We start from the raw sequence: 25,988 nt of genomic DNA on the forward strand, positions 1-25,988 counted from the left end.
CGTGGAGGGCATCTGAACCTGGATCGCCTTAGCGTGTAAGATGAGATGCAATACGGTTTACGAGGTCGCCGGACTATGTTCGGCGAGGGAAGAAGTATTGCGCAGATGCCGTATTAGGAGGAGGGCCGAATGAGTTTCCCCGCTGGAAAAACTGTAGATAAACGCGACAATTCTATTCTTGCTGGTCTCGAACCGGCGATCTTCTTTGGCTTTTTCGAAGAGCTGAGTGCGATCCCGCGCGGTTCTTACAACGAGAAGCAGGTCAGCGATCACATCGCCGATTTTGCCCGGGCACGCGGCTTCGAGGTTTACCAGGACGAGATCTACAATCTCCTCATCAAGAAGCCGGGCACACCCGGCTACGAAAACTCGCCGACCGTCATTCTTCATGGGCATACCGACATCGTCTGCGAGAGCGACGAGGGTGTTGACCACGACTTTGAGAACGAAGGCATCAAACTTCAGGTTATCGGCGATTTCATCCATGGGACGGGGACAACCCTTGGGGCGGACAACACCGTTGGTGTGGCTTTCGCAATGTCGTTGCTGGCATCCGACGATATCCCGCATCCGCCGCTTGAAGTCGTCCTGACGGTTCAAGAAGAAGTCGGCAAGGGCGGCGCACAACACTTCGACGGCACAAAGCTTAGCGGTAAGCGCCTTCTCGACATGAACTGGCACGATCCCAAGTCGCTTTTCGCAGGCTGCGCTGGCGATATTTCAGTGCGCTTCAAGATTCCGGTTCAGTGGGAACCGCGCGTTTCGGGGCAGGCCGCCCTTTCGCTGCGGATCTCCGGCCTGAGCAGCGGTCATTCCGAATTCGACATCCATCTTGAACGCGCTAACGCGATCGTCCAGCTCGGACGGCTGCTCCGGATTGCCATCCGGGATGCTGGGGCCAGCGTAGCCGAAGTCAAGGGTGGCGTGAACCGTTACGTTATCCCGGGTGAGGCGGAGGCGATCATTTCGATCGATGCCTCGCGGATTGTCGATCTCAGACAGAGAATTGAAGCGGAAGCGGCTTCGATTGCGCTTGAGTACAAAGCAAGCGATCCCAACCTCAAGGTCACCGTCAGCGAGTCAGGGAGGCAGATTACTGAAGTCTTCTCGGCTCAGTCCGCCCGGGCGCTGGTCGATGCCCTGAACCTACTTCCCAACGGCGTCCAGAGCAAAAGCCTTCAAGTCGAGGGCCTCGTCGAGAGCTCCAACACCGTGGCATTGCTTTCAAGCGATGAAGAGGCCATCGAAATCGTCAATACGGTCCCAAGCGCCGTCAGCTCCCGTCGCTACAACATCGTCGACAAAATCCGGCAGCTGTCAGAACTCATCGGCAACGGCGCGAGCGTGGAGACATTCGCGGATTGCCCGGAATGGCCATACAATCCTCATTCGCGAATGCTCAACGCTGCCAAAGCCGCTTACGAGCGCGAGTTCGGCGAGCAGCCACATGTGGAAGTCTCTCACTCCAGTCTCGAGCTCGGCCTTTTTCGAAAGAAGGTTCCTGACATTGACATGCTGTCGATCGGACCGGAAGCGTTCGACGTCCACACCACGCGCGAGCGCCTCAACCACACGACAGTCGATCCGACCTGGCGGCTTCTCAAGTCGCTGCTCCGCGAACTCCGGACCTAAGGTACTAAAATGCCAAAACTGCCAAGCTACTTCGGCAATTTCCCACATCCGCCCAGCGAAAAGAAGCCGGTCCATCTGACGCGCGATAGCTACAAGATGTTCATCTATACGGGGACGAAGCCGTACTCGAGCGACCTCAACTACCTGCTCGCCAGCACGGACCAGCAGACCACTGGCATCTATCAGCTCGCGCCGGGAAGCAACTTCGACCCGGCCGACATTCACGCGGGTGACGAGGTGTACTATGTCCTCGAAGGTGTTGTGCATCTCCTAAACCCCGAAACCGGGCAGACAGAGGAACTCGGACCCGGTGACGCGGTGCTTATCCCCAAGGGCGCTCCGCATCGCGGCTATAACTTCAGCGACAAGGCTGCAGTTATCCTGTTTTGCATCGCACCGCGTATCTGGGACGAGAATGGCCCTCCGACCGGCTATGACGGGCCGACGCGCCTCTATAAGCACGAAGGGAGAGCGTGATGAGCCTTGAGAAACTCGGAGCCTATCCAGTAGACGGCGCTCAGGCGCGCAAGAGGGGCGACCTGGTGAAGGTCGCAAAAAGCGATCGTCTGAACATCGTCTCCGGCCGCGATCATCCCGTTCTCATCCAGTTCTGCGTCAGCAACGATTGCATGCACGTCGGAGAGCTGACTATCCCTGTGGGTGGCGTTGGACCGCGCGCGAGCGAACCCGACAGCCATGGAGGGGACGCAGTCTTCTACGTTCTGCAAGGCCCCGCAACCTTCTATTTGGCGGATACCGACGAAACCTTTCACATCCGTGACGGCGAGTCTTTCTTCCTGCCCGGCGGCATCAGCTACCAGTGCCTAAACTACGGCTCCAACCCGATCCGGATGGTCTTCACGATCGCACCGGGACTGTAAGCCGAAGCCGAAGATTTGAATCTCAGATTGCCAAGCTTCGCCGCGGACCCGTTCCGCGGTTGGGAAAACTTTGTCTTGTCACCACCAGGGAGGATCATGTGACAATTTTCAGACGGACGTCAATCTTCGGTGCTGCTCTCGGGCTCACCGCTTCGCTTTCCTTCAGCCCAGCGCTTGCACAGCAGTTGGATTATTCGAAGGTGTTTCCTGGCATCTTGATGGACAAGGACATCAAGCCCACAGGCCAGGAAGTCAAACCCGCTAAGAAGGATAACCGCCCGCTCAAGGTCGGCTTCCTGCCGACGGCGATGGACACCTACTATCAGCGTGTTCTGGCTGGCGTGAAAGAAGAAATCGACAAGCGCGGTGGCGACGGCACTATCCAGCTTCTCGTGCAAGCTCCGAGCAGCCAGTCTGCCACGGACGACCAGATCAGGACCATGGAAGCCTGGATTAACGACGGTGTGGATGCGATCGCGGTTGCCTTATACAACGAAGGCGCGTTGCTGCCCTCCATCCGGCGCGCCACCGAGGCGGGCATTCCGATCTTCCTCTTCAATTCACCCGTCGCCGACAACCCATATTATGTCAGCGATATCGGCTACGACCAGAGTGACGGTGGTCGTGCGCAGGCGCAATGGCTGGTTGACACCTATGGCGACAAGGAAGTCAAGCTCGGGATCCTGGAGGGCCTGCCCGGTCCGCATACGAGCCAGCGCATGAAGGGTTTCAACGAGGTCATCTCGAAGCACCCCAACTTCAAAATCGTCGCTCAGCAGCCGGCTGGCTGGGTGCGTGCCCAAGGCCTGTCGGTGACTGAAAACATGTTCACCGCCAACCCCGATATCGAAGTCCTCGTCGCGCTCTACGACGAGATGGCCCTTGGCGGTCTGCAGGCTCTCAAGGCTAAGGGGCTGAACGGCAAGGTGGCAATCGTCGGCTACGAAAATATGAAGGAAGCCAACGACGCGATCCTCACCGGCGACTTTGCAGCAACGGTCGACACCGGGGCCAAGGAAGAAGGTCGCAACATCATTCGAGCGGTGGATGAGTTCGTGATGAAGGGCACCGCCCTGCCGAAGAAGATCTTCGTGGCGCCCAAAACCTACGATGCGAAGAACATCAAGACCTTCGATCAGAACGACTACGTCTACGTCCAGCAGAAGTAGATGTGACAGTACGCGGCCCCGCCTCGCGCGGGGCCGCCCACTCAAAAAGGGCGACCTGAATGACAAACGCTCCGCTGCTCGAGATGAAAGGCATTGCCAAACGCTTCGGCAACACGAAGGCGCTTGATGGCATCGAGCTCGTACTCAATCCCGGCGAGGTTCTCGGCCTGGTCGGTGAGAACGGCGCAGGCAAGTCGACGCTCATGAAAATCCTCTCTGGTGCATATGCACGCGACGAAGGCACCATTGCTGTCAGAGGTAAGGTGGTCGATCTGAACAATCCCAAAGACGGGTCCAGGGCCGGCATCGCGATCATCTACCAGGAGCTGAGCCTGTTTCCGGACTTTGACGCCGCCGAAAATATATTCGCGGGCAGGGAGCTGCGCCACGGGCGTGCAAGTGCATCACCGCTTGACCATTCGGCCATGCGGGCAGCCGCCTCGCGTATCCTGAAGGGCGAGTTAGGCGTCGACGTACCTCTCGACAGGCCAGTTCGAGAGCTTAGCCTCTCGCATCGGCAGATGATCGAGATCGCCAAAGCCATTAGCAGCAACGCCGACATCATCATCATGGACGAGCCGACCGAAGCGCTCGAGGAGGTCGAACGCAAACAGCTGTTCGCCATCATCAAGAAGCTTCAGCAGGCCGGTAAAGCTCTCATATATGTGTCTCACCGGATCCAGGAACTCCTCGGCATCGTCAGCCGCGTGATGGTCTTGCGCGATGGCAGCGCGGTCGCAGACCTGCCGGTATCGGAGCTCGACGTAGACAAGGTCGTCAGTGCGATGATCGGCGGCTCTCTCGCAAAACAGTTTCCTCCCCGCGTCCCGGCAAGGTCCGAACCCTCGTTGGACGTTCGCGGTTTGACAAAAAGGGGTGTCTTCGAAGACATCACCTTCTCGGTAGCCCAGGGTGAAATCCTCGGCGTCACGGGTCTCGAAGGATCAGGCAAGAGCGCGCTCCTGCGGGCGATCTTCGGGCAGATCCCGCATGAGACCGGCTCGATTCTGATCGACGGAAAGCAAGCGGCGATTTCGGACCCGACGGACGCTATTCGTCAACACGTCGCCTTCTTGCCCGCCGAACGTAAAACCGAGGGGATTTTTCCACAACACAATGTCGGCTGGAACCTCTCTATCGCCAACCTTCGAACGCTCGGCAAAATCACGTTGATGCCGAAAAAGGAGCGCGAGATTGCCTCCGGCTACATCGCCAAGCTCGGCGTGAAATGCGACGGCCCCGGTGCCGACATCACATCGCTGAGCGGCGGTAACCAGCAAAAAGTCATGCTTGCTCGCTGGCTGCTCACCCGGCCAAAGGTGCTCATGCTTGAGGAGCCAACGCGTGGCGTCGACGTGCGTGCCAAGGCCGAGGTCTACACCCTCATCCAGGCTGCTGCGAAAGACGGCTGTGCTGTCATCGTGGTGTCCGCCGACAACGCGGAACTTCTTGGACTGTGTCACCGGGTCGCGGTCATGTTCGAAGGACGGATCTCGGCGGTCGTCGATGCGGCGACCTCCAAGGAAGAAACACTCGCTCTTCATTCGGTGAGGCCGCCGCAAGGCCATCATCTTCAGGGAGGTATCCATGGCTGATATTGCAGCTACACGCCCGCGCTCGCCCCTTACGCTCGCACGCAGCGGCGGCAATGCCGGCGTTTATCTGGCCTTCGTCGTTCTTCTGGTGGCGCTCGGCTTTGCCGCTCCGCGGTTTTTCACCTTCGGCAACTTGACTGACGTTCTTCGTCAGGCGGTCCCTATTGCCGTAATCGCGTTTGGAGCGACCTTTGTGATCGGGATGCGGGGCATCGACCTCTCCGTCGGTTCGACACTCGCGCTGAGCGGTCTTGTGACCGCAAACCTGATTGTGCTTGGCTATCCCGTTCCTCTGGCATGCGCAGGCGGGATTGCGGTCGGTGCGGTGATCGGACTGGTGAACGGCATCCTGATCACCAAGGTCGGGATCACGGACTTTATCGCCACAATGGCCATCATGGTCATCAGCCGCGGTATCGTGATGGTCTACACTCAGGGTATTCCGATCGTCGGAGCCTCCGACCCCGCCTTCCGAATGATCGGCCAGAGCTATGCCGGCGGTGTTCCTGTTCCGGTCATTCTGACCGCCATCGTCTTCGCGATCGCCTTCTACCTTCTCTATTACACGCGTTTCGGCCGTTTCGTTCTCTCGATCGGCAGCAATCCGGACGCTGCCCGGCTGGTCGGCATCCCCACGGACAAGGTCAAGATCGCCGTTTACGTGCTGGTCGGGGTCCTCTCGGCCTTCGCGGGCGTTCTGCTCACCTCGCGCCTTGAAGCCGCCATGCCTGAAGCCGGCCAGGGGTACGAGCTGGATGTCATAGCTGCCGTGGTTATCGGCGGAACGGGTTTGTCCGGCGGGCGCGCCACTCTTTTTGGAACCGCCGTAGGTGCCGTTTTGATGGCGGTCGTCCGCAACGCGCTCAACCTGCTCAACGTGAACACCTTCTGGCACCAGGTCGTCATCGGCACGATCATCCTGATCGCCGTGGCAGCCGATCGTTTCAGTCGCCGCCAAAAGGTCTGAGGAGACGATGATGAAATATTCCGAGCTCCGCAAGTCCGTTCTTGATGCAAATGCCGCCCTCTACGATAGCGGCCTTGTCATCTCGACGTTCGGTAACGTCAGCGCTATCGACCGCGAGAAGCGTGTTGTCGCCATCAAACCGAGTGGCGTTTCCTATAAGGCAATGCAGGTCGCAGATATCGTTGTAACCGACCTCGATGGCAATATCCTAGAGGGCACGCTGCGACCATCGTCTGATCTCGATACGCACCTGGAACTCTACAAAAGCTTCAAGTCTATCGGTGCAGTGGTCCACACGCACTCGTTCTTCGCGACGGTGTGGGCCCAATCCGGCCGGGGTATCCCTGCCATGGGAACGACCCATGCCGACTATTTCAACGGAACGATCCCCGTTACTCGCAAGCTGCGCGACGACGAAATCATAGACGGTTACGTCCGCAACACCGGCAAGGTCATCGTCGAGGCACTCGGAAACAATGCGCCGCTCTCCGTCCCCGCAGCCCTGGTTAACGATCACGGTCCCTTCTGCTGGGGCAAGGACGCAGCCGACGCCGTTCATAACGCGGAGATGCTCGAGGCTGTCGCCAAGATTGCCTTCCACGCCCGGCAACTGAACCAGGACGATCCAGAAATTTCCGACGCTTTGCTGGACCTCCACTATCAACGCAAGCACGGCCAGTCGGCGACCTACGGCCAGGCAGACAGTTCCAAGTAGGATTATCATGTCGATTGTAGCAGGAGTTGATTTCGGAACTTTGAGCGTGCGGGTAACGCTGGCTGATTCCGAGAAGGGTTCCCTTGGAACCTGCGTCGCGGAATATCCTCTCGAGCGGCGTCGTTCCGATCCCGACCTGGCAACGCAGTCCCACGTAGATCATATGGAAGCGCTTGTGCTGGCGATGCATCGAGTGATCGACGAATGCGGCGTAGATTCCAAGGAGATCCGTGCGATTGCGGTCGACACGACGGGGTCCTCGGTGTTGCCTGTCGACAAAAATATGCAGCCTTTGGGAGACTACTACCTCTGGTGTGATCACCGCGCCAAAGCGGAAGCCGAAGAGATAACGGCGATGGCGCACGACATGCACATTGAAGCAATTGAATGGTGCGGCGGAACCTATTCCCACGAGTGGGGCTTTGCCAAGCTTCTCCACTGGATGCGCCACAATCCCGACCAGCGCGAGCGCTTTGGGACCGCCGTGGAACATTGCGACATGGCGGCCGCGGTCCTCACCGGAGTGACCGACACGGCTCGCATGGTGCGCAGCGTCTGCGCCATGGGACACAAGTGGATGTGGAACCCGAAATGGGGTGGCTTGCCCTCGCAGGCTTTCTTGTCCCGCGTCGATCCGCTTTTCGACGGCGTGCGCGAGAAGATTGGCGGAACATATCAGACCTCTGCTTCGATCGCAGGTGGGCTCAGCACATACTGGGGCGAACGACTCGGCCTGACCCCCGGGATACCAGTTCCCACGGGTGCGTTTGATGCCCATTGGGATGCAATTGGCGCTGGCTGCCGCCTGGGGGACGTCGTCAATGTGATCGGTACGTCGACCTGTATCATTGCCGTTAGTGAACGTGTGAAGCTAATCCCCGGTGTTTGCGGCGTCGTCCCAGGGAGTGCACATCCAGACCTTGTGGGAGTTGAGGCAGGCCTGTCTGCGACAGGCGACCTGTTCGATGCAATAGCACGACGTGCCGGCACGACGGTGTCCAGGCTCGCTGAAGGCCTGGAAAGCATCGAAGGCGGAAAGACCGGTCTGATGCGTCTCCCCTGGGACAACGGGGACCGGACGGTTCTCGTCCGCTCCGACCTTGGTGGAATGACGCTTGGCTGGCATCTCGGCCATACAGCGCAGGACGAACTGTATGCCGCGATTGAAGGTACGGCTTTCCACACACGGGTTGTCCTGGAGCGGATGGAGCAGCACGGCGTTCCAGTCAACCGCGTCATTAATGGGGGAGGTATCCCGCAAAGGAACGACATCCTCAACCAGATCTACGCCAATGTTATAGGCAAGCCCATATTGGTCCCCGACGGTATTCCGACCGGTCTCGGTTCGGGAATATTCGCCGCTCTTGCATCCAAAGATCATGGATCAATCGAGAGCGCTCAGGCAGCCATGTGCGTGGGCTACAGAAAGTTTGAGCCTGATCCGAGCACGCGCGGACGTTATGAGACCCTCTATCAGCTGTTCAAGCAGGTCTATATGGGCTTTGGCACCTCGAGCCTCGCAAACTTCTCGCAAGTTCTCGGAGACATCAAGCGGATTGCTGCAGGTGAGAGTATTCGGTCCGAGTTTGGCCACCGTGCCGCGCGCAAGGTAGCATTGCTATGACCCGCTGTGCTCTTAGATCAGATGTCTATGGATCGAGAACGTGATGACGTCACTTCCATCCATTCGTGCAATACAGTCGTTCGTCGCAGCCGGCAGAAAGGGTTCATTTCTCGAGGCTGCTGCTCAGCTGCAGCTTACTCCGTCGGCGATCAGCCACCAAATCAGGCTGATGGAAGACGACCTTGGGGAAAAACTCTTTCACCGCATTGGAAGGAACGTGTCGCTCACCGAGATTGGCGAGCGATACCACCGTGATCTTTCAGAAGCGCTTTCGATGATTGAGCAGGCGACCGATGAGGTGTGCCGGCGCAACAGCGTCGACGTCCTGAGCGTCGGCTGTGCTTCAAGTCTGGCTTCGCTATGGCTTATGCCAAGATTGCCTCGGTTCGAAGAATTGTATCCCTCGATCGAAATCAGGCTTCTGTCTACATCGGATCCTGCAAAATTGTCCGATGGCTCGGTCGATGTCGATATCTGCTACGGCAGCGCTCCTCGACTGGGCTCTATCGCGGCGGAGGAGTTCCCCCTTGAGACAATCGTCGTAGCCTGCTCTCCCGAGGTGGCGAATGGCGAGCGGCCCATACGCAAGCCATCGGATCTGGTGGGCCACACCTTAATCAAGTCGGAGCAGACGCTTTACAGCTGGCAACAATGGGCGAAGGACCACGGCTTGGCGATTGACGTCAATCGCGGCGCTCGATTTCGCGATGCGTTTATGGCGATCGCGACCGCTGTCGAAGGACGCGGCGTGTGCCTGGAGAGCTACCGGCTTCTTGAACGGGATGTGGAAAGAGGTAACCTCGTCCTTCCGTTCGGGATGACAGGCCCCAACCTTCGTTGCCACACGCTCACATATGTCCGCTCGCGGCTCAGATCAGAAAAGGTCAACGCGTTCAAGCAATGGCTCGAAAACGTATGGCTTGAAGACACTGCCTCGGCTGAAATGCGGGCGCGAGGCTGATCGAACCTCTGACGGGCAGCAAGATCGTCCGGCGTTCTTTGAAACGCCGAGACAGCAATATGCGTGATGCCCAACCTTCTCTTAGCCATGCCTCGAGATTTTTTGAAGTTTTTGCGATTGCGAGGCGAGCGGCCACCGAGCACGATATGCGCCGTCTACTGTCCTTCTCACCAGTCTCTGCGCTGACGACTTCAAGGCCATAGCTGTAGGACCGTGTCAGATCGCGCTCCCGGCGGCGCTATCCGCGAGTTAAGAGCCCGCAAGTCTATGGCTGTCAGACACGACGAGCAGGCAAAGCTGTGGCGAAGAGATCAACTGAGACTGGCAGCTCTCAGACAATCTGGATTGATATTAAGAGCGAATGCCTCCATATGTAGAGAATGATTTAGCGCGGCGTGAGCCGATTACAGGTGTTGGCGGGCGATGCAGACGGACCTACAGATATCCAGACAAAGTGCGACTTTGCGCGTAAAAGTTGAGGAGACTCTGCGTCAGGCGATAGCCAGTGGGCGATTTAAGCCCGGCCAGCGACTGGTAGAGCGAGAACTTTGCGAAATGCTGGGCGTCGGCAGGACCTCGGTTCGCGAGGCAATGCGACAGCTCGAAGCTGAAGGCATCATCACAAGCTATCCCCATAAGGGGCCGGTCGTCAGTACGATCACTTACGAGGAAGCGCAGCAACTCTATACTGTTCGGGCTCTTCTTGAAGGATTCGCGGGTCAGCAGTTCGCTGAGCATGGCACTGCCGCCGACATAGCGAAACTTCAAGCCGCAGTGGTCGAATTCGAAGCCGCTGCCGAAAGTGGCGTCGGTGCGCGCCTCATAGATGCGAAAAACGCGTTTTACAACTGTTTGATGGACGGCAGCAAAAACGTGTTCGTAAGGCAAATGCTGACAGCTCTGCATAATCGGATAAATCTCCTTCGAATGACAACCATGACGCAACCGGGACGGCTTGCGCATAGCATTGCCGAAATTAGGGATATTGCGAACGCAATCCAGAATCGCAACGGGCCGTTGGCGGCGGCGGCCTGCAAATTCCATATCGACCAGGCTGCCAAGGTCGCACTTGAATACCTCCGGAAGAACGCAGCGCCAGAAACTTAAAATTTCGATTGACAGATTGTCTGATAATCTTTTTAATCCTCTCTGAAGGAAGGCGGGTTTCATTGCTCGCATGCGTCCGGAGGAAAAAATGCCATCGACACTCAACGCAACGCGCGTGGCCTTTATAGGGCTGGGCGCGATGGGCCAACCTATGGCTCAACATCTCATTTCGGCGGGCTTCGATGTCGTCGGTTTCGACCTCTCGGAAGACGCCAAGATAAAGCTCGCTGATGCGGGCGGGCGAGCCGCCGAAACGATTTCTGACGCCATGGTCGGGGCCAGTTTCGTGATCACCATGCTTCCGAACGGCAAGATCGTGCGCGAGGCGCTGCTGGGCGAAAACGCCTGTGGCGGCCTGAAGCAGAATGCCGTCGTCATAGACATGAGTTCGTCTGCTCCAAACGACACAAGGGAACTCGGTCTCGAACTTGCTTCTCGTGGCCTTCGGCTGGTTGACGCCCCGGTCTCCGGAGGCGTCAAGCGCGCCGTTTCCGGCACCTTGACAATCATGGCCGGTGGGGAGGATGCTGATATCGAGGAGGCCGAGCCGCTGCTGAAGGCAGTGGGACAACAGGTGTTCCGGACGGGGCCAGTTGGCTCGGGTCACGCGATGAAAGCGATTAACAACTTCGTATCCGGTGCAGGTGTGCTGGCGGCGATCGAGGGTGTCCTTCTTGGACGTGCCTTCGGCCTGGAGCCGGCGACGATCGTCGATATTCTCAACTCGTCGTCTGGAAAGAACAACGCCACCGAAGTGAAGATGAAGCAGTTCATCCTCTCTGAGACGTTCGGGTCGGGATTTGCCATTGGCCTGATGGCCAAGGATATCCGCATCGCCGCCGATCTCGCCAAGACGCTTGGTCTTCGCCTCGATGCTCTCGCCAGCACGGCAGACGCCTGGGATGCTGCACAGAAGGCGCTAGGCCCATCCGAGGACCACACCCGCATCATCCGATACGTCGAAGATCACAATTAGCCCCGGAAACTCGCGAATTCGGGCGAAACAGACAGATTGTCGGACAATCAGTTGATCTTGTCATAGACAGTAAAGCTAGGAGCGTTGTCGAATGACCGCCACGAAAGAAACGAAAGTGAAAACACACGGCAAGGAGCGGCCTGTCCCTTCGAAACAGTTCGCTCAAGGGCTGGCGACGCGTCGTGAAGTCATGGGCGATGCCTATGTCGACGCAGCACTCGGTAAGGCGACCGACTTCACCTGGCCTATGCAGCAGCTCGTCACTGAGTATTGCTGGAACGAGATCTGGAATCGACCAGGCCTCGACAGGCGCGCGCGGTCCATTCTGAACCTTGGCATGATCTCCGTTCTCAATCGTCCGCATGAGCTCAAGGGGCACGTGCGCGGCGCGATCAACAACGGCCTCACCAAGGAGGAAATCCAGGAGATTTTCCTGCAGGTCGCGATCTACGCCGGCGTACCGGCGGGCATCGACAGCTTCCGAAACGCCCAGGAGGTCTTCAACGAAATGGGCATCTGAAGCCGCCGCCGCTGGGCGTGGCGGAAAATTTTGAAAGGCGTGGATCGGCCGCGCCGTTTTAACCAGGGAGGAGCCGAACTTGGCCATCGATCTCGAGAAGTTCAAAAAACTGGCGCTGGAGGACTTCGAGTTCAAGCGCGAAACCCGTTATCTCAACGGCATTATCAAATGCGATTTTCCTAGCCGCAGCGTCGCACTCCACTTCGAAGACGGCAAGATGGTGAAGGTCGAAGAAGCCGCCTACGACGACGAGAAGTGCAAGATCGTCATCCGGGGCACGGGTGAACAGTGGGACGCGCTTCTCCAGAAGAAGCCGCGGCCGTTTTATCAGTGCCTGCAGTCGTCAAACATCAAACACGGTCTGTTCCTTAGCAACAATAACGAAACCTTCGCGTATCTCCCTGCGCTCAATCGCATGACGAACCTGATGCGCGAAGCCCGCCCGGAAGGAGTAGCAGCATGACCAGGCATGATCCAATCACGGGCCGTTACGTCTACCTGACGATCGAAGGCATCGAATATCGCGTCTATTACGAGGAAGCCGGAGAGGGCATTCCCTTGCTTGTCGGTCATACGGCGGGCTCCGACGGCCGCCAGTACCGCCACACGCTCTGCGACGAAGACGTGACCAAGAACTTCCGCGTCATCGCGTTCGACTTGCCCTATCACGGGAAGTCTCTTCCTCCACACGGCGTTCGCTGGTGGGAGAAAGAGTACAACATGACCAAGAAGTTCATGATGGATTTCCAACTGGAACTCTCTAAAGCCCTTGGTCTGGACCGCCCCGTTTATATGGGTAGCTCGATGGGCGGACATCTTGCTATCGATCTGGCGTCGAATTACCCCGACAACTTCCGCGCTACCATCTCCGTCGAAGGGGCACTGCGCTCGGCTGCCGAATATGTCGATGTCGGCATGGCAGGCATTCGGAAAGAATTCGACAACCCAAACGTGAACCGCACCTCCATCGGCGCGGCCATGATGCTCAATATCTCGCCCTACTCACCAGAAGCCAATGTCCGCGAAATCCAGTGGGAATATAGCTGCGGCGGTCCGGGCGTCTTCGCAGGTGACCTCTATTACTACTACTACGACCACAATGTCTCACCCGAAGAGGCGAGCAAGATCGATACGTCGAAGTGCATGCTGTACTTCCTGACGGGCGAATACGATCCGAATACCTCCCCGGCCGACACCAAGATCGCCGCCGATCTCGTCAAGGGCAGCAAGTTCTGGACGATGGAGAAGCTCGGTCATTTCCCGGTCACCGAAGACTACACCGAGTTCAGAAAATACCTGCTGCCGATCCTCGAGGAAATCCGGCAGGCATCCGCAACCAGGGCGAAAGTCGCCTGAAACAATCTCTTGGGAGGAGCATCCAATGAGACGGAGTTTAACCGGAACCATGGGGGCGCTGATCGCGGTCAGCGCCCTGACGACCACGGCCTGGGCTGACGGCGTCGACCAGCTCCCCGCCAACGAGAAGAAAATCTACGAGGTCGTCGACCCGCAGGTTCCGCTCGGAGCGAGTGCCTACAAGGACTTCAAACCGAAGAAGGGACCGCCCTGGAAGATCGGCTACGCCAGTAGCTATGCCGGCAATACGTGGCGCGCAGCGGCCCTCGATGCCGTCATGAATGACCTCTTGCCGCGCTCCAAAAAAGCGGGGCTCGTATCTGAAGTCGTGGTCACCCAGTCCGACCTCAAGGACGCCGTCCAGATCCAGCAGATGCGCCAGATGGTTGATGATGGTGTTGATGCCATCATCATCTGCTGCTCGAACGTCACCGCTCTCAACCAGACGATTGAGTACGCCTATAAGGCAGGCGTTCCTGTCTTCTCGTTTTCGGGATACGTGACGTCGCCTTACGCGATCAACGGCGCTGCCAATCACGCGCAGGGCGGCGGCGAGATGGCGACCTGGCTCGCAGACAAGATCGGTAAGAAAGGCAACGTGCTTCTCGTGTCGGGCATCCCTGGCTTCGCCTCATCCGACAGCTTCGACAAGGCCGCCAAAGAAGCGCTGGCAAAGTATCCCGACATCAAGATTGTCGGCGAAGTGGCTGGCAAGTGGACCGACCAGGTAGCACAGGTCGAGGTGCAGAAATTTCTGGCGACGAACCCCATTCAGATTGACGGTATCCTGACACAGGGCGCGCAGGAGAACGGCGTGTTGAATGCCATGCTCCAGTCGGGTCGTGACATGGTGCCCATTACGCTGGGCGGCGAGGCTTCGGCGGCATGTTACTGGCGCCAGAATCCAGAATGGGTCGATGCTGGCTTCCATATCTGGCCGCCGCGCCGCGAGATGCAGCAGATGTGGGAGATCATGCTTCGCACGCTCGAAGGGCAGGGGCCGAAGGTACAGTCCTTCCTGCGCCCTGTCCTGCCGTTCACCATCGATGACGTTCGCGCTTCGATCCCCGAGGATTGCGATGTGAACTCGACGGATTTCGTCGAACCGAAGGCGGACGGATGGTTCCCAAGTGCGATTGCCGACCAGTACTTCGAGCGTCCTGCCGATCCCTGGAAGCCGGTAGCCAAGTAAGCCGGATCCGCCCGGTGGCTTAACTGCCGGGCGACCGTTGGAAGATCGTAAAAGCCGCCTTGGCGGACGTTGCGGGTGGGAGGTCTGCGATGGGCAGCGAGATAACAGTCAGAATGGTAGATGTCGCCAAGGCGTTCGGGGAGACGAAGGCACTCAAGAAGTGCGACTTCGAGGCCCGCGCCGGGGAGGTGCACGCCATCGTTGGCGAAAACGGCAGCGGCAAGAGCACGATGGCCAAGATCATGTCGGGCGTTTTGCACCCGGACGCAGGCAAGGTCACGATCCTGGGTGAAAAGGTTGCCTCGCCCGTCGACGCCAAGCGGGTCGGCCTGACCACCATCTTCCAAGAAGTCCTGGTTGCTGACGAGGCTAGCGTATTCGAGAACCTCTATGTCGGTCGTGACGGTGTCTTTCGTTCGCAGTCGACCGGCGATCGGCGGAGCGAAGCAGCTGAAATCCTGGCGCGGCTCGTTGGAAAATCCGTAGACCTCGATCAACTGGCAGGCAGCCTGCCGCTCAGCATCAAACAGTGGATCGTCATCGCACGGGCTATTCTTCGCAGGCCGCAGGTGCTGATCCTCGACGAATCTTCGGCCGCGCTCGACCTCGACTCGACCCTCCGGCTCCACGCGGAAATCGACCGCCTTCGTGCCGAGGGCGCGACGATCCTCATCGTAACCCACCGGATCGCGGAACTCGTGCGTATCGCCGACCGTGCGACGATCCTGCGTGATGGGATAACTGTCGGTACGCTCGGAAAGGATGAGATTACCGAGGAAAACCTGCTGTCCATGATGACGCCGGCAGATCGGCGCGCCAGCGATGCGACAGAATACGCCTCCCGAAAGAAGGCGCTATCGGCCCCTCTCATACTAACCGCGACGGGTCTCGCCGCGCACAGGTCGGCGCGCCTATTCGATTTCGACCTTCCCAATGGGAGCATCGTCGGCGTAGCCGGGCTTGATGGGCAGGGGCAGGACGCTTTTATCCGCGTCTTGGCCGGCATCATCCAGCCGTTCGGTGGCGAGGTGAAGGTCCGCTCGGTTGATACGGACAAGATGATCGCGCTGCAATCGCTCGACGATGCGGCGAAGCTCGGTGTTTCCTACGTCTCCGGGGATCGCAAGCGCGAGGGTATCTTCCCGCAACAAAGCATCTTCGAAAACCTCGCCATCGGTGTCTACAGGAAGACGCTCGGACCCCTGGGCGTGATCCGCAAGCCCACGCTGAAATCCATGTTTAAGCGCGAAGTGGATCGTCTGCGCATCAAGATCGGCAGCCCGTCGAACAGGATCACCTCACTGTCGGGCGGCAACCAGCAGAAGGTGCTTATCGGGCGCGCCTTCGCAAACGATCCCCAAGTCATCCTCCTGAATGACCCCGCGCGCGGTGTCGATCTCGGCACTAAGCGTGACCTCTACCGGGAGTTACGTCTGTTCGCTGAAAAAGGCGGCAGTGTCATCTACGTCTCGAGTGAGATCGAGGAGTTCATCGGGTTTGCCGATCGCGTCGACGTGTTCTTCGGGGGAACGTTGTTTCGATCCCTGACCGGCGAGGAAATCGCCGAGGCACCAATCCTCGCCGCTATGTTCGGGAAAGCCCGGGACGCTTCCGTTGATTTCGATCTGGAAAGGACCGCATGATGTCCGTAACCGCTTTCCGTCAAGTCACGCAGGACCGCTCGTTGTTCGTTCCGGCCGGGCTTTTCCTCGTCCTCCTTTGCGCTGTCGCCTTCCGGGGCCAGGGTCTGTTCACGAACAATGGTCTGGCCGGAGCCATTCTGGTTGCAACGCCGCTGATCCTGACCACGCTCGCGATAACACCGATCGTCATGGCGGGCCGCGGAGCGGTGGACCTTTCCGTGGGCCCGCTCATGGGCTTCGTCAACGTCACGCTCATTACGTGGCTGGTCGGCAACGGCATCACGCACCCGTTGGCCATCATTGCCTGGGCGGTGGGATTGGGAGCAGCGTTCCAGCTGGTGCAAGCACTTGTGATCATCTATGTGCGCGTCGCGCCCATCATCGTCACGCTCTCCGGTTTCCTCGTTCTGTCGGGCGTCAACCTGATGGTCATGTCGCGTCCCGGCGGTGTCGCTCCAGACTGGATGCTAAGCTGGGGCGCGGGAACGAGCATATTTTCGCCTGTCCTGTTGCTTCTGCTCGGCGCTTTCGCAATCTGGGGCGTCCTGAGGGGCACGATGTTTTACCGCAACCTGCGGATGACAGGCGCTGACGAGCGGATGGCCTATACCAGCGGTGTGCAGGTCGACGTCGTGCGCATCATCGCCCATACGGTCGGCGGCGTTTTTGCCGGGCTGGCCGCATTGAGCTACACCGCGCTGATCTCATCCGGCGACCCGACCCAGGGCAGCACCTACACGCTGCAAGCGGTGACGGCGCTGGTCCTTGGCGGAGCTAGTCTCTCCGGGGGCCGCGGCGGTGCGCTCGGCTCGACGCTCGGCGCGATCAACATGTTCCTCATCTCGTATCTTCTGTCCACTTTCAACTTCGGGACGGTTTCCGGCTTCGTCACGCAAATGGCCTTTGGCCTGATCCTCGTTGGGTCACTTCTCGTGAACGTCTTCGTCATCAGCCGCCGCACTGTCGCGTGAGGAGTAAGGAAATGATCTCCACTGTCTTGAACACAGAAATCGGCGCGACCCGTGGCGCCAGCCCTTTGCGCAAGCACAAGAGTATTTCGATCGGCTTCTGTCTCCTTGCGTGTCTGCTCATTCTTGGAGCCCTGCTCGTGCCGGGCTTCGTGTCGCCGCAGAACGCGCGATCGATCCTCCTTCTCGCCGCCTTCCTTGGGCTGGCGTCTGTTGGGCAGACGCTCTGCGCGCTCGTTGGAGCGCTGGATCTTTCCATCCCATACATCATCGGTGGCGCCAATATCCTGCTTCCAAGCCTCATGGTGGCGGGTCTTCCCGCCCCCGTCGCCATGATCGTCGTGCTTCTCCTTGGCATTTTGGTCGGGGCTTGCAACGGCGCCCTCAGCTTCCGGCTGCAGGGTCAGGCGCTGATCATGTCGCTCGGTCTTGGTTTTGCCGCCGTCGGGGCGGTCCAGATCTACACCTCGCTCGGATCGCAGTTCGGCGGTACCGTCTTTGCGCCCGTCCCCGGATGGCTTCGCAACCTTTCGGCGTTCAATGGCAGGTTCTTCGGTCTGCCGTTTCCACCGGTTATCGTCATATGGGCTTTCATCGCCGTCGCTCTGGGCTGGATAATGCACAACACCTGGTTTGGCCGGAGCCTCTATGCTGTTGGCGGGAGCCGCACGGCCGCCGCCCGCCTCGGAATCTCGGAATTCAAGATCTGGACAGTGATTCACAGCGTCAGCGGGGCGATGTCGGCACTCACCGGAATGCTGCTCCTCGGTTTCTCCGGCGGCGGTTTTGTCGGGGTCGGTGATCCCTATCTGTTCACCACCGTGGCGGCGGTCGTTATCGGCGGAACGTCTCTTCTAGGCGGTGCCGGCGGGTATGGAGCGACGGTCCTCGGCGTCCTCGTCCTTACTGTCCTGACCTCGCTTCTCGTCGGCCTGGGGCTCAGTTTCCCGGCACAACAGGCCGTCGTAGGGCTGCTGATCGTCCCCATGGTCGCGATCTATGCCCGCTCACCACACATCCGTAATCAGATTTGAACGTTGCATCGAAAGGAATACCAATGGCTATCTCCACCGCTCTACTGGATCGCCTGAAAGACCCCTCCCTGGTACGCGAGGAAATGCTGGTAGGAGGCGACTGGCGAAAAGAGGGCGCGAGCGGCAAGACGATCCAGGTCCACAATCCCTCGACCGGGGACGTGATTGCGAGCCTCCCGAGCGCAGGACTCCAGGACGTCCGCGAAGCCATCGACGTCGCCAAACTCGCCCAGAAAAAGTGGGCCGCACGATCGGGCAAGGAACGTGCCGGCGTCATGCGGAAGTTCTTCGACCTCGTCACGGCCAACACCGAGGACCTCGCGATCATCCTGACGTCCGAGATGGGCAAGCCTCTAGCCGAGGCACGCGGAGAGGTCGCCTACGGCGCTTCCTACATTGAATGGTTCGGGGAAGAAGCCAAGCGCGTTTACGGCGACACCATTCCGGGGCATCAGGCCGACAAGCGCCTGATAGTCATCAAACAGCCCGTCGGCGTGGTGGCGGCCATCGCGCCCTGGAACTTTCCTTCCGCCATGGTCTGCCGCAAGATCGCCCCGGCGCTGGCATCCGGCTGCGCCATCATCTTCAAGCCGGCCGCCGAAACCCCATTGTCGGCCCTTGCTCTTGCCATACTCGCTGAGCGCGCGGGAATACCCGGCGGCCTGTTCAGCGTCCTGCCGACAGACAACGCCCGGATGTTCGGTGAAGAAGTCTGCTCGAACCCCGTCGTCAAGAAGCTGACCTTCACAGGGTCTACCGAGGTCGGCCGCATCCTGATGGCGCAGGGCGCACAAAAGATCATGAAGCTCAGCCTCGAACTCGGCGGCAACGCTCCCTTCATCGTCTTCGACGATGCCGACCTCGACGAGGCCGTGGAAGGAGCGATGCTGTCCAAGTTCCGCAATGCCGGCCAGACCTGCGTTTGCGCCAACCGTCTCTACGTCCAGAGCGGGGTCTACGACCGCTTCATAGAGAAACTCGCGGCGCGGGTTTCCGCGCTCAAGGTCCTTGACGGGTTCGAGGATGGAGCCACCATCGGTCCGCTGATCAACGACGATGCGGTGGCGAAGCTCTATAGTCACATCGATGACGCGGTCGGTAAGGGTGCGAAGATCGTTGTGGGCGGCGCAAGGGACGAGCGTGGTGGCACCTTCGTCCAGCCGACGCTTCTCTCGGAAGCCACGAAGGAAATGAAGGTCGCACGAGAGGAGACCTTTGCGCCGCTCGCTCCTGTCTTCAGGTTCAAAACGACGGAAGAGGTCATTGAACTGGCCAACGACACAGAGTTCGGTCTCGCCGCCTACTTCTACGCCAACGACCTTCGAAACGTCTGGAAGGTTACGGAGGCCCTGGAGTACGGGATGGTCGGCGTCAACACGGGCCTGATCTCCACGGAGGTTGCACCGTTCGGCGGCGTCAAGCAGTCGGGGTTCGGCCGCGAGGGCTCGAAATACGGCATGGATGACTTCCTTTCCATGAAATACGTCTGCATGGGCGGCATACAGTCATAGTCCAACGGCTGGTGGTGGGTCTTAAGGCTCGCCACCAGCAAGGTTTGAGCTCGTCACGGAAGCCCGATGACACATTCTGCAGAAGGCGGGGAGAGTCTTGGTCAAGACCGCGCCGACAGCCTTCAAAACGAGGCGGCCGACCGCGAGCAGGACCCGGCCGATCACGCTGCCCAGGCGAACGTCGAGGGCAGAACGGCAATGGAACGTCGGAACGTGCGGAGAGAGGCAGGGGCGAGACTCGCCTTTGTCGTGGGTCTGTCTGCTTAAGGCTTCCGTTGGCCCAACGCCTGATGACCCATCTCGAAAGTTTCGTTGGTATTTTTCGACGGGACGGAGAAAGCGCGCCACTGGCCACTCGCTGGCAAGATCATCGCCGATTGTCTGGCATTTTGCTGGTGGCACGTCGACGCAAGGCGCACGTGTCGGGGGACGCTCGGCCTGCCGGCCCGAGTGCTCTTATGGCCCAAGGGCAGCATCAGTTGAATGACGTGCGGTCGTCAACTGCCGCAAGGCCTTGATGAGGGGGTCACGGATCGCCGAGAAATTGCGCCGTCGCAGACTAATATTTTGACCTGGAAGAGCCCACTACCGTTACCGCGACCTGGTCGCGTTGCAATGATGAAACGGGGTTGCGCCTCACACCTGCGTTCCAGAGTGTCCGGGCGAGACCGTGACGACCACGGCCCCGCCGGACGTTGCCTTGGGAGGCTGACTTCTGGACAATGTTCGTGACGAGAGCTTAGTGCTTCATGCGCAGGATTGGCTTGATGACCTTGCCGCTCTCGGAATCGGCCATTGCCTCGTTGATCTGGTTGAGATCGTAGAACTGGACGAGCTTGTCGAACGGGAACCGTCCCTGCTGCCAGTATTCGATGAGCTCGGGTATGAATTTGGAGGGAATGCTCTGGCCTTCGACCACACCGACGAGCGTACGGCCGAACAGAAAGTTGCCGATATCGACGATCCCTTCCGTTCCGAGCGCGGACGATCCGACCAGTCCACAGGTTCCTGGGGTGCCGAGGCAATCGACCGCCTGGCGAAACACCTTCGGCGAGCTCGTGCATTCGAGACTGAAGTCTGCGCCTTCGGGAATGATTTCCCTGATCGCCTTGACGCTATCCCTATTGCGGGCGTTTATGATGTGGGTTGCACCCAGTTCAATCGCCAGTTCGAGACGTTCATCGTTAAGGTCGATCACGATAATGGTCGAGCATCCGGCAATCTTCGCCGCCATGACGGCTGCCATGCCGACCGCACCCGCGCCGAACACTGCAATGGAAGATCCCGGTTGGGGCTTGAGGCAGTTGAGAACCGCTCCGGCGCCAGTTTGCAGCCCGCAGCCCAGCGGTCCCATGAGTTCGAGGGGAACATCTTTGGAAACCCTGACCGCATTGCGCTCGCTGGCGATGGCATAGGTGGCGAAAGAAGACTGCTCGAAGAAGCACCCGCTGATCTGGGTACCGTGTGAATCATGTAGCGGGCAACTGCCATCCGGCCGGGTGCCACGGAAATTTCTGCCGAAAAAGTCTTCACAATAATAAGGCGTGCCTCCCCGGCACTTCTCGCATTTCCCGCAATATGCGTAGCTTAGAGCCACGTGGTCGCCGGGCGAAAGCTCTTTTACATCGGCCCCGACCACTTCCACGACGCCGGAGCCTTCATGGCCGAGAACCACGGGCTGCGGTACGTCATATCCTTGGTCGCGAACAACCATGTCGGTGTGGCAGACACCGCTCGCCACGATCCGGACGAGGATTTCGTCGGGGCGAGGTTGATCGATACCGATGCACTCCAGAACAAGAGGCTTTGCCTTTTCGCGCGAAATTGCAGCGTATGCTTCTTTCATAAAATGACTCCATCAGTGCGCGCTCGGCCGGTAGGTGACACTTGTAGGCGTTCGCAGACAATCAGTCAATTATCTTCAGTGAACCAAAATGCTCGCTGAGGCCATCCCAGCGCGCTACACGGACATGTAAAGAGAAAAATCGATGTAATATCAATTACTTCCTCAGGGCATTCGGCCGATCTAGATCTTGGTCCGAATTGTTGGCTGTCTTAAAACTGGAATTCGCTTGACAGATTGACTGATTCAGAAGTGGCATTCATCGAACGCGCCGGCTGACGGTGGTGCCCGTATTTCCTGCCTCGCGGCCTCGCTTTCCGGGTGATGGTAGCGATTATGGCTCCCAACTTCCTTTTTATGAACCTCGCCGGCGAGGCGCGGTCTCCTCTGGTTCCTGTTGGCGTGCTCGTGGGTGAGGTGACGGGCGGCTGCTTTGTCTTATTGCTATATCGAACCAAGCATCAATAAAAGAATAAAAAAATCAGTATGATAACACAGAAGACACGTCCAAAAGCTGAAATTCAATATAGTTTATTGACAGATTGTCTGCTTATTCATAATGATGCGATCTGCCGTTTGTGGGGAGAATTCAGCGATGTCTGGAGGATAGCGGCGCTCCAGATCGCAGACAAAATGGCCACGTTGGGTGGCAAGAGGAGGAGAATTTCGATGAAAAGACGTACATTCCTACAGACGGGCAGTGCCTTGATTGCAGCTGGCGCGTTCGGAATACCGGGCATCCTGCGGGCAGAGGATACGATCACCCTGCTGCCCGACACTTGGCCGTCCGAAGGGGAAAACCCCGTCGTCGACGCTGGTAAGTTTGCCAAGTCAGGTCCCTGGAAGATTGGTCACAGCCACTATGGCCTGGCCGGTTCGACGCACACCTATCAAACCGCATTCGAGGCCGAATACGAAATCAGCAGGAACAAGGCCCGTGTCGGCGACTATCAATTCCGAAGCGCCGACCTCAACGCCTCAAAACAGGTCGCCGACATCGAGGATCTGATCGCACAAAAGGTAGATGCAATCATCATTGCGCCGCTTACGACAGGCTCGGCCGTGGAAGGCATCAGGAAGGCGAAGGCTGCCGGCATTCCGACGGTCGTCTATCTCGGTCGCGTCGACACAGACGAATTCACGGTGCAGGTCCAAGGCGACGACTTCTACTTTGGCCGGGTGATGGCGCAGTTCCTGGTCGATAAGCTCGGCAACAAGGGAAAAGTGTGGGTGCTGCGTGGCGTCGCCGGACATCCGATCGATGCTGATCGTTACGCCGGGGCGATCGAAGTCTTCAGCAAGTCCGGTCTCCAAATCACCTCAACCCAGCACGGCAGCTGGTCCTACGAGGACTCAAAGAAGATAGCCGAAAGCCTCTATCTGTCTGATCCGGATGTCGCCGGGGTCTGGACTGACGGCGCGAACATGTCGCTCGGGGTCTTGGACGCGCTGCAGGAAGCCGGGGCTTCCACCATTCCACCGATCACGGGAGAAGCGCTCAACGGTTGGATGCGTCGTTGGAATGACGAAAAGCTCTCTTCGATTGGGCCCATTTGCCCTCCGGCTCTTTCGACGGCAGCCCTGCGTGCGGCCTTCGCGCTTCTCGAAGGCAAGCCGATCCAGCGCAACTGGACCAACCGGCCCAAGCCGATCGTCGACGACAATCTTGCACAGTTTTACCGCTCCGATCTCACGGACGCTTACTGGGCTCCGACAGAAATGCCGAATGAGAAGCTCCTCGAGTACTTCAAGGCCTGACGCATGGAGGGCGCGGACAAAGCGCGCCCTCTTCACCCTCGCAGATGGAAGTGTTCATGAGTATGCTTGTCGAGATGGTCGGCATAAACAAGTCCTTTGGTGCGGCCAAAGTCCTGTCGAATGTTCAATTTTCGCTTGAACGCGGCTCCGTCCACGCATTGATGGGCGAGAACGGGGCGGGAAAATCCACGCTGATGCGAATTCTGGCCGGCGTCTATCAACAGACCGCTGGACGCATCCGTCTGCGAGGAGAAGAGGTGACCTTCCGTTCCCCCAAGGAAGCGCGTCTCGCCGGGGTGTCGACAGTGTTTCAGGAGTTCACCCTCATCCCCAATCTCACGGTCGCCGAAAACATGTTTCTTGGACACGAACCGCGGCGTGCCGATGGGTCGATAGACACCGCCGAGGTCGTCGAGCGATCCCGCAAGCTGCTTGTCGACGTTTTCCCTCAACTGGACGCCACGGCGATTGTGGAAACGCTGACGGTTGCCCAGCAGCAGGCAGTGGAAATCGCCAAAGGTCTGACATCCAATGCCGATGTCTTCATTTTCGATGAACCGACCGCGGCACTAAACTCGACGGACGTCGCTCATCTCTTCAAGGTCATCCGCGATCTGAAGGCGCAAGGGAAGGCTGTCGTCTACATCTCGCATCGGATGAACGAGGTGTTCGAACTGTGCGACACCATCACCGTCATGAAGGATGGGGCTTGGGTAAAGACAGCCAGGGCAGAAGACTTCAATCTCCAAACGCTTGTGGCAAACATGGTTGGACGCGAGCTTCAGAATTTCTTTCCGCCGAGGGCGCAGACCATTGGGTCGCCGATGCTCGACGTGGCAGGGCTTCGTCTCAATGACCATGGCCCGCCAGTCGGTTTTTCCGTACGCACGGGCGAGATCATCGGACTGGCCGGGCTGGAAGGCCAGGGGCAGCGCGAAATCATGCGTGCGGTCGTCGGGGTCGAAACCGCCGCAGTTGTGACCGTCCGGCGTCGCCGCGACGATAGCATGATCGGTGTGAACGTATCCTCCGGCTTTTCGAGTGCGATCTCAGCCGGCATTGGTTTCATTCCTGAAGACCGCAAGCAGGAAGGCTTATTTCTTCGGCTTCCGATCTACGATAACATCGCACTTGGCAAGCAGTTGAACCGGAACATGGCGAGCGTTGCATGGCGTTCCATCTCCAGGGTTCACGATGTCATAAAGTCGCTCCGTGTTGCGGCTGCCGACCCAGCCTCGCCCGTCGGCAAACTTTCGGGCGGAAACCAGCAAAAGGTCCTTCTTGGCCGCTGGCTGCTTTCGGGGGTTGATATCCTTGTCATCGAGGAGCCGACACGTGGCGTCGATGTCGGCGCTAAAGCGGAAATCTATAAGCTGCTTCGCGATTTTGCCGATCGTGGCGGTGCAGTGATCGTCTCGTCACGCGAGCACCCCGAACTGATCGGGCTCTGTGACAACATCCTGGTCGTTCACGACAAAAAGATCGTCGGACAGATGCCCGCGCTTGATGCCACAGAGGAAACCATCCTGGGAACCGCACTCGGTTCGAACTCCGCGCACGATCCGCGCGCCGCTGTTCATTGAGGAGGATACATGAATACCGTCGCAAAGTTCCTGAAGGCACCCTATAGGGCGGGTGCGATCCGGCTGTCGATCGGGACGCTATTCGTGCTGGTGGTCGCCTCGGTTATCCTGCTTCCACAATTTCTGGCGCCGGAGAATCTGTCGAACCTGCTGGCCCAATCCACTGTTCTTGTCATTTCTGCGCTAGGCCAGACCTTTGTGATCCTGACGGGCGGCCTAGACGTTTCCGTTGGTTCGATCATCAGCGTGACGACTACGATCATGACACTCGACATGCCCGAGGTTGTCCGTGTCATGCTTTGCATTGCGGTTGCGATCGCATTCGGATTGTCGAATGGCTACGGCGTAGCCAGGCTCAACGTCCATCCGATCATCATGACCCTGGCAACCATGGGTATCGGCCAGGGATTGGCGCTTATCATTCTTCCTATCCCCGGCGGGAAGGTGCCCGAATGGCTTTCGGCGTCAGTCGCGGGTTCCGTTGGGCCCGTGCCAAACTCGCTGCTCTGGCTGATCGTCGCCACGTTCGTTGCTGCCTGGTTGCTTTATCGCAGACCGTTTGGCCTTTACCTGTTCGCTTCGGGTGGTAACGACTTCAATGCCCGCATGAATGGCGTCCCGGTCGAGCGCACAGTCATCAAGGCCTACATCCTGTCGGCGCTATTTGCTTGCGCTGCCGGGATGTTCCTCGCAGGTCGCCTTGCCTCGGGCGATCCCAAGGGGGGCGCCACATTCGGAATTGAATCCGTTACCGCAGCAGCGCTCGGGGGTGTTCACCTGGCTGGCGGTATCGGCAGCATCCTCGGCACTGTAGCCGGCGCGGCTATCCTCGGCATCGTCAACAACGTGATGAACCTCGCTAACGTCTCGGCATTCCTCCAGTCGGTCGTGAAGGGCCTTCTGCTGCTAGCACTCGTCGTCTCACAGCGTCGCAAAACGATCGGACTTTGAAA

General features: G+C 58.7%; 23 protein-coding genes. 22 read left to right on the forward strand and 1 reads right to left on the reverse strand.

Going from position 1 to position 25,988, the window contains the following annotated elements; all coding sequences use genetic code 11:
* The first annotated feature begins 129 nt into the window (after positions 1–129).
* The 19 genes from ATY76_RS32130 (at position 130) to ATY76_RS32220 (ending at position 19,851) form a co-directional block, all read left to right on the forward strand.
* Positions 130–1,632, forward strand: coding sequence for an aminoacyl-histidine dipeptidase (locus ATY76_RS32130; protein ID WP_013984685.1), 1,503 nt, complete (start codon positions 130–132; stop codon positions 1,630–1,632).
* 9 nt (positions 1,633–1,641) lie between these two features.
* Positions 1,642–2,109, forward strand: a complete 468-nt coding sequence (locus ATY76_RS32135) for a cupin domain-containing protein (RefSeq protein WP_004129736.1) — start codon at positions 1,642–1,644, stop codon at positions 2,107–2,109.
* Positions 2,109–2,513, forward strand: a complete 405-nt coding sequence (locus tag ATY76_RS32140; RefSeq protein WP_088678653.1) for a cupin domain-containing protein — start codon at positions 2,109–2,111, stop codon at positions 2,511–2,513. Before ATY76_RS32135 ends, ATY76_RS32140 begins: the two co-directional genes overlap by 1 nt.
* 218 nt (positions 2,514–2,731) lie before the next feature.
* Positions 2,732–3,682: a sugar ABC transporter substrate-binding protein gene (locus tag ATY76_RS32145; protein ID WP_234705230.1), complete on the forward strand. Its 951-nt coding sequence runs from the start codon at positions 2,732–2,734 to the stop codon at positions 3,680–3,682.
* A gap of 59 nt (positions 3,683–3,741) precedes the next feature.
* Positions 3,742–5,277, forward strand: a complete 1,536-nt coding sequence (locus ATY76_RS32150; protein ID WP_013984688.1) for a sugar ABC transporter ATP-binding protein — start codon at positions 3,742–3,744, stop codon at positions 5,275–5,277.
* Entirely contained in the window at positions 5,270–6,244 is a 975-nt protein-coding gene (gene rbsC, locus ATY76_RS32155; protein WP_013984689.1) for a ribose ABC transporter, read from the forward strand. Before ATY76_RS32150 ends, rbsC begins: the two co-directional genes overlap by 8 nt.
* Positions 6,245–6,254: 10 nt before the next feature.
* The gene (gene araD, locus ATY76_RS32160) at positions 6,255–6,959 is read left to right on the forward strand and encodes an L-ribulose-5-phosphate 4-epimerase AraD (protein WP_013984690.1); all 705 of its coding nucleotides are present in this window, start codon (positions 6,255–6,257) and stop codon (positions 6,957–6,959) included.
* 7 nt (positions 6,960–6,966) lie between these two features.
* Positions 6,967–8,583: a ribulokinase gene (locus ATY76_RS32165; RefSeq protein WP_004129717.1), complete on the forward strand. Its 1,617-nt coding sequence runs from the start codon at positions 6,967–6,969 to the stop codon at positions 8,581–8,583.
* Positions 8,584–8,626: 43 nt separating this feature from the next.
* Positions 8,627–9,544 (forward strand): LysR substrate-binding domain-containing protein, encoded by a 918-nt coding sequence (locus ATY76_RS32170; RefSeq protein WP_013984691.1) that lies wholly within the window; start codon positions 8,627–8,629, stop codon positions 9,542–9,544.
* 423 nt (positions 9,545–9,967) lie between these two features.
* A complete protein-coding gene (locus tag ATY76_RS32175) occupies positions 9,968–10,651 on the forward strand; it encodes a GntR family transcriptional regulator (RefSeq protein WP_013984692.1) in 684 nt (227 codons plus the stop codon).
* Between the two features lie 88 nt (positions 10,652–10,739).
* Complete coding sequence (locus ATY76_RS32180) at positions 10,740–11,627, forward strand: NAD(P)-dependent oxidoreductase (RefSeq protein ID WP_013984693.1); 888 nt, start codon at positions 10,740–10,742, stop codon at positions 11,625–11,627.
* 91 nt (positions 11,628–11,718) lie between these two features.
* Positions 11,719–12,147 carry a carboxymuconolactone decarboxylase family protein gene (locus ATY76_RS32185; protein WP_004129705.1) on the forward strand — a complete coding sequence of 143 codons (429 nt, stop codon included), beginning with the start codon at positions 11,719–11,721 and terminating at the stop codon, positions 12,145–12,147.
* A 79-nt stretch (positions 12,148–12,226) separates the two neighbouring features.
* Positions 12,227–12,610 carry a hypothetical protein gene (locus ATY76_RS32190; protein WP_004129699.1) on the forward strand — a complete coding sequence of 128 codons (384 nt, stop codon included), beginning with the start codon at positions 12,227–12,229 and terminating at the stop codon, positions 12,608–12,610.
* Complete coding sequence (locus ATY76_RS32195) at positions 12,607–13,503, forward strand: alpha/beta hydrolase (RefSeq protein ID WP_004129697.1); 897 nt, start codon at positions 12,607–12,609, stop codon at positions 13,501–13,503. The genes ATY76_RS32190 and ATY76_RS32195 overlap by 4 nt, the downstream gene beginning before the upstream one ends.
* Positions 13,504–13,552: 49 nt before the next feature.
* Complete coding sequence (locus ATY76_RS32200) at positions 13,553–14,695, forward strand: ABC transporter substrate-binding protein (protein ID WP_013984694.1); 1,143 nt, start codon at positions 13,553–13,555, stop codon at positions 14,693–14,695.
* A gap of 89 nt (positions 14,696–14,784) precedes the next feature.
* Positions 14,785–16,338, forward strand: coding sequence for a sugar ABC transporter ATP-binding protein (locus ATY76_RS32205; RefSeq protein ID WP_088678654.1), 1,554 nt, complete (start codon positions 14,785–14,787; stop codon positions 16,336–16,338).
* The gene (locus tag ATY76_RS32210) at positions 16,335–17,309 is read left to right on the forward strand and encodes an ABC transporter permease (RefSeq protein ID WP_050577727.1); all 975 of its coding nucleotides are present in this window, start codon (positions 16,335–16,337) and stop codon (positions 17,307–17,309) included. Before ATY76_RS32205 ends, ATY76_RS32210 begins: the two co-directional genes overlap by 4 nt.
* An 11-nt stretch (positions 17,310–17,320) precedes the next feature.
* The gene (locus ATY76_RS32215) at positions 17,321–18,340 is read left to right on the forward strand and encodes an ABC transporter permease (protein ID WP_013984697.1); all 1,020 of its coding nucleotides are present in this window, start codon (positions 17,321–17,323) and stop codon (positions 18,338–18,340) included.
* 23 nt (positions 18,341–18,363) lie between these two features.
* Positions 18,364–19,851, forward strand: a complete 1,488-nt coding sequence (locus tag ATY76_RS32220) for an NAD-dependent succinate-semialdehyde dehydrogenase (protein ID WP_013984698.1) — start codon at positions 18,364–18,366, stop codon at positions 19,849–19,851.
* Between the two features lie 739 nt (positions 19,852–20,590).
* Here ATY76_RS32220 and ATY76_RS32230 read toward each other — a convergent pair.
* Complete coding sequence (locus ATY76_RS32230) at positions 20,591–21,697, reverse strand: NAD(P)-dependent alcohol dehydrogenase (protein WP_064843739.1); 1,107 nt, start codon at positions 21,695–21,697, stop codon at positions 20,591–20,593.
* A 666-nt stretch (positions 21,698–22,363) separates the two neighbouring features.
* On the opposite strand from ATY76_RS32230, the gene ATY76_RS32235 reads away from it, so the two are divergent.
* From ATY76_RS32235 to ATY76_RS32245, 3 genes are read left to right on the forward strand one after another with little or no spacing between them, the layout of a single operon-like run.
* Complete coding sequence (locus ATY76_RS32235; protein WP_013984701.1) at positions 22,364–23,452, forward strand: substrate-binding domain-containing protein; 1,089 nt, start codon at positions 22,364–22,366, stop codon at positions 23,450–23,452.
* Between the two features lie 56 nt (positions 23,453–23,508).
* On the forward strand, positions 23,509–25,035 hold the full coding sequence (locus tag ATY76_RS32240; protein WP_170961474.1) for a sugar ABC transporter ATP-binding protein: 1,527 nt from the start codon (positions 23,509–23,511) through the stop codon (positions 25,033–25,035).
* Between the two features lie 9 nt (positions 25,036–25,044).
* On the forward strand, positions 25,045–25,986 hold the full coding sequence (locus ATY76_RS32245; protein WP_013984703.1) for an ABC transporter permease: 942 nt from the start codon (positions 25,045–25,047) through the stop codon (positions 25,984–25,986).
* Positions 25,987–25,988: the final 2 nt, after the last annotated feature.

The organism is Rhizobium sp. R339, assembly GCF_002211395.1.
Lineage (GTDB): Bacteria > Pseudomonadota > Alphaproteobacteria > Rhizobiales > Rhizobiaceae > Rhizobium.

Excerpts from the sequence above, each read along its gene's own strand:
- ATY76_RS32130 (WP_013984685.1), top strand. The coding sequence starts at position 130 with ATGAGTTTCCCCGCTGGAAAAACTGTAGATAAACGCGACAATTCTATT.
- ATY76_RS32135 (WP_004129736.1), top strand. The coding sequence starts at position 1,642 with ATGCCAAAACTGCCAAGCTACTTCGGCAATTTCCCACATCCGCCCAGC.
- ATY76_RS32140 (WP_088678653.1), top strand. The coding sequence starts at position 2,109 with ATGAGCCTTGAGAAACTCGGAGCCTATCCAGTAGACGGCGCTCAGGCG.
- ATY76_RS32145 (WP_234705230.1), top strand. The coding sequence starts at position 2,732 with ATGGACAAGGACATCAAGCCCACAGGCCAGGAAGTCAAACCCGCTAAG.
- ATY76_RS32150 (WP_013984688.1), top strand. The coding sequence starts at position 3,742 with ATGACAAACGCTCCGCTGCTCGAGATGAAAGGCATTGCCAAACGCTTC.
- rbsC (WP_013984689.1), top strand. The coding sequence starts at position 5,270 with ATGGCTGATATTGCAGCTACACGCCCGCGCTCGCCCCTTACGCTCGCA.
- araD (WP_013984690.1), top strand. The coding sequence starts at position 6,255 with ATGAAATATTCCGAGCTCCGCAAGTCCGTTCTTGATGCAAATGCCGCC.
- ATY76_RS32165 (WP_004129717.1), top strand. The coding sequence starts at position 6,967 with ATGTCGATTGTAGCAGGAGTTGATTTCGGAACTTTGAGCGTGCGGGTA.
- ATY76_RS32170 (WP_013984691.1), top strand. The coding sequence starts at position 8,627 with ATGACGTCACTTCCATCCATTCGTGCAATACAGTCGTTCGTCGCAGCC.
- ATY76_RS32175 (WP_013984692.1), top strand. The coding sequence starts at position 9,968 with ATGCAGACGGACCTACAGATATCCAGACAAAGTGCGACTTTGCGCGTA.
- ATY76_RS32180 (WP_013984693.1), top strand. The coding sequence starts at position 10,740 with ATGCCATCGACACTCAACGCAACGCGCGTGGCCTTTATAGGGCTGGGC.
- ATY76_RS32185 (WP_004129705.1), top strand. The coding sequence starts at position 11,719 with ATGACCGCCACGAAAGAAACGAAAGTGAAAACACACGGCAAGGAGCGG.
- ATY76_RS32195 (WP_004129697.1), top strand. The coding sequence starts at position 12,607 with ATGACCAGGCATGATCCAATCACGGGCCGTTACGTCTACCTGACGATC.
- ATY76_RS32200 (WP_013984694.1), top strand. The coding sequence starts at position 13,553 with ATGGGGGCGCTGATCGCGGTCAGCGCCCTGACGACCACGGCCTGGGCT.
- ATY76_RS32205 (WP_088678654.1), top strand. The coding sequence starts at position 14,785 with ATGGGCAGCGAGATAACAGTCAGAATGGTAGATGTCGCCAAGGCGTTC.
- ATY76_RS32210 (WP_050577727.1), top strand. The coding sequence starts at position 16,335 with ATGATGTCCGTAACCGCTTTCCGTCAAGTCACGCAGGACCGCTCGTTG.
- ATY76_RS32215 (WP_013984697.1), top strand. The coding sequence starts at position 17,321 with ATGATCTCCACTGTCTTGAACACAGAAATCGGCGCGACCCGTGGCGCC.
- ATY76_RS32220 (WP_013984698.1), top strand. The coding sequence starts at position 18,364 with ATGGCTATCTCCACCGCTCTACTGGATCGCCTGAAAGACCCCTCCCTG.
- ATY76_RS32230 (WP_064843739.1), bottom strand. The coding sequence starts at position 21,697 with ATGAAAGAAGCATACGCTGCAATTTCGCGCGAAAAGGCAAAGCCTCTT.
- ATY76_RS32235 (WP_013984701.1), top strand. The coding sequence starts at position 22,364 with ATGAAAAGACGTACATTCCTACAGACGGGCAGTGCCTTGATTGCAGCT.
- ATY76_RS32240 (WP_170961474.1), top strand. The coding sequence starts at position 23,509 with ATGAGTATGCTTGTCGAGATGGTCGGCATAAACAAGTCCTTTGGTGCG.
- ATY76_RS32245 (WP_013984703.1), top strand. The coding sequence starts at position 25,045 with ATGAATACCGTCGCAAAGTTCCTGAAGGCACCCTATAGGGCGGGTGCG.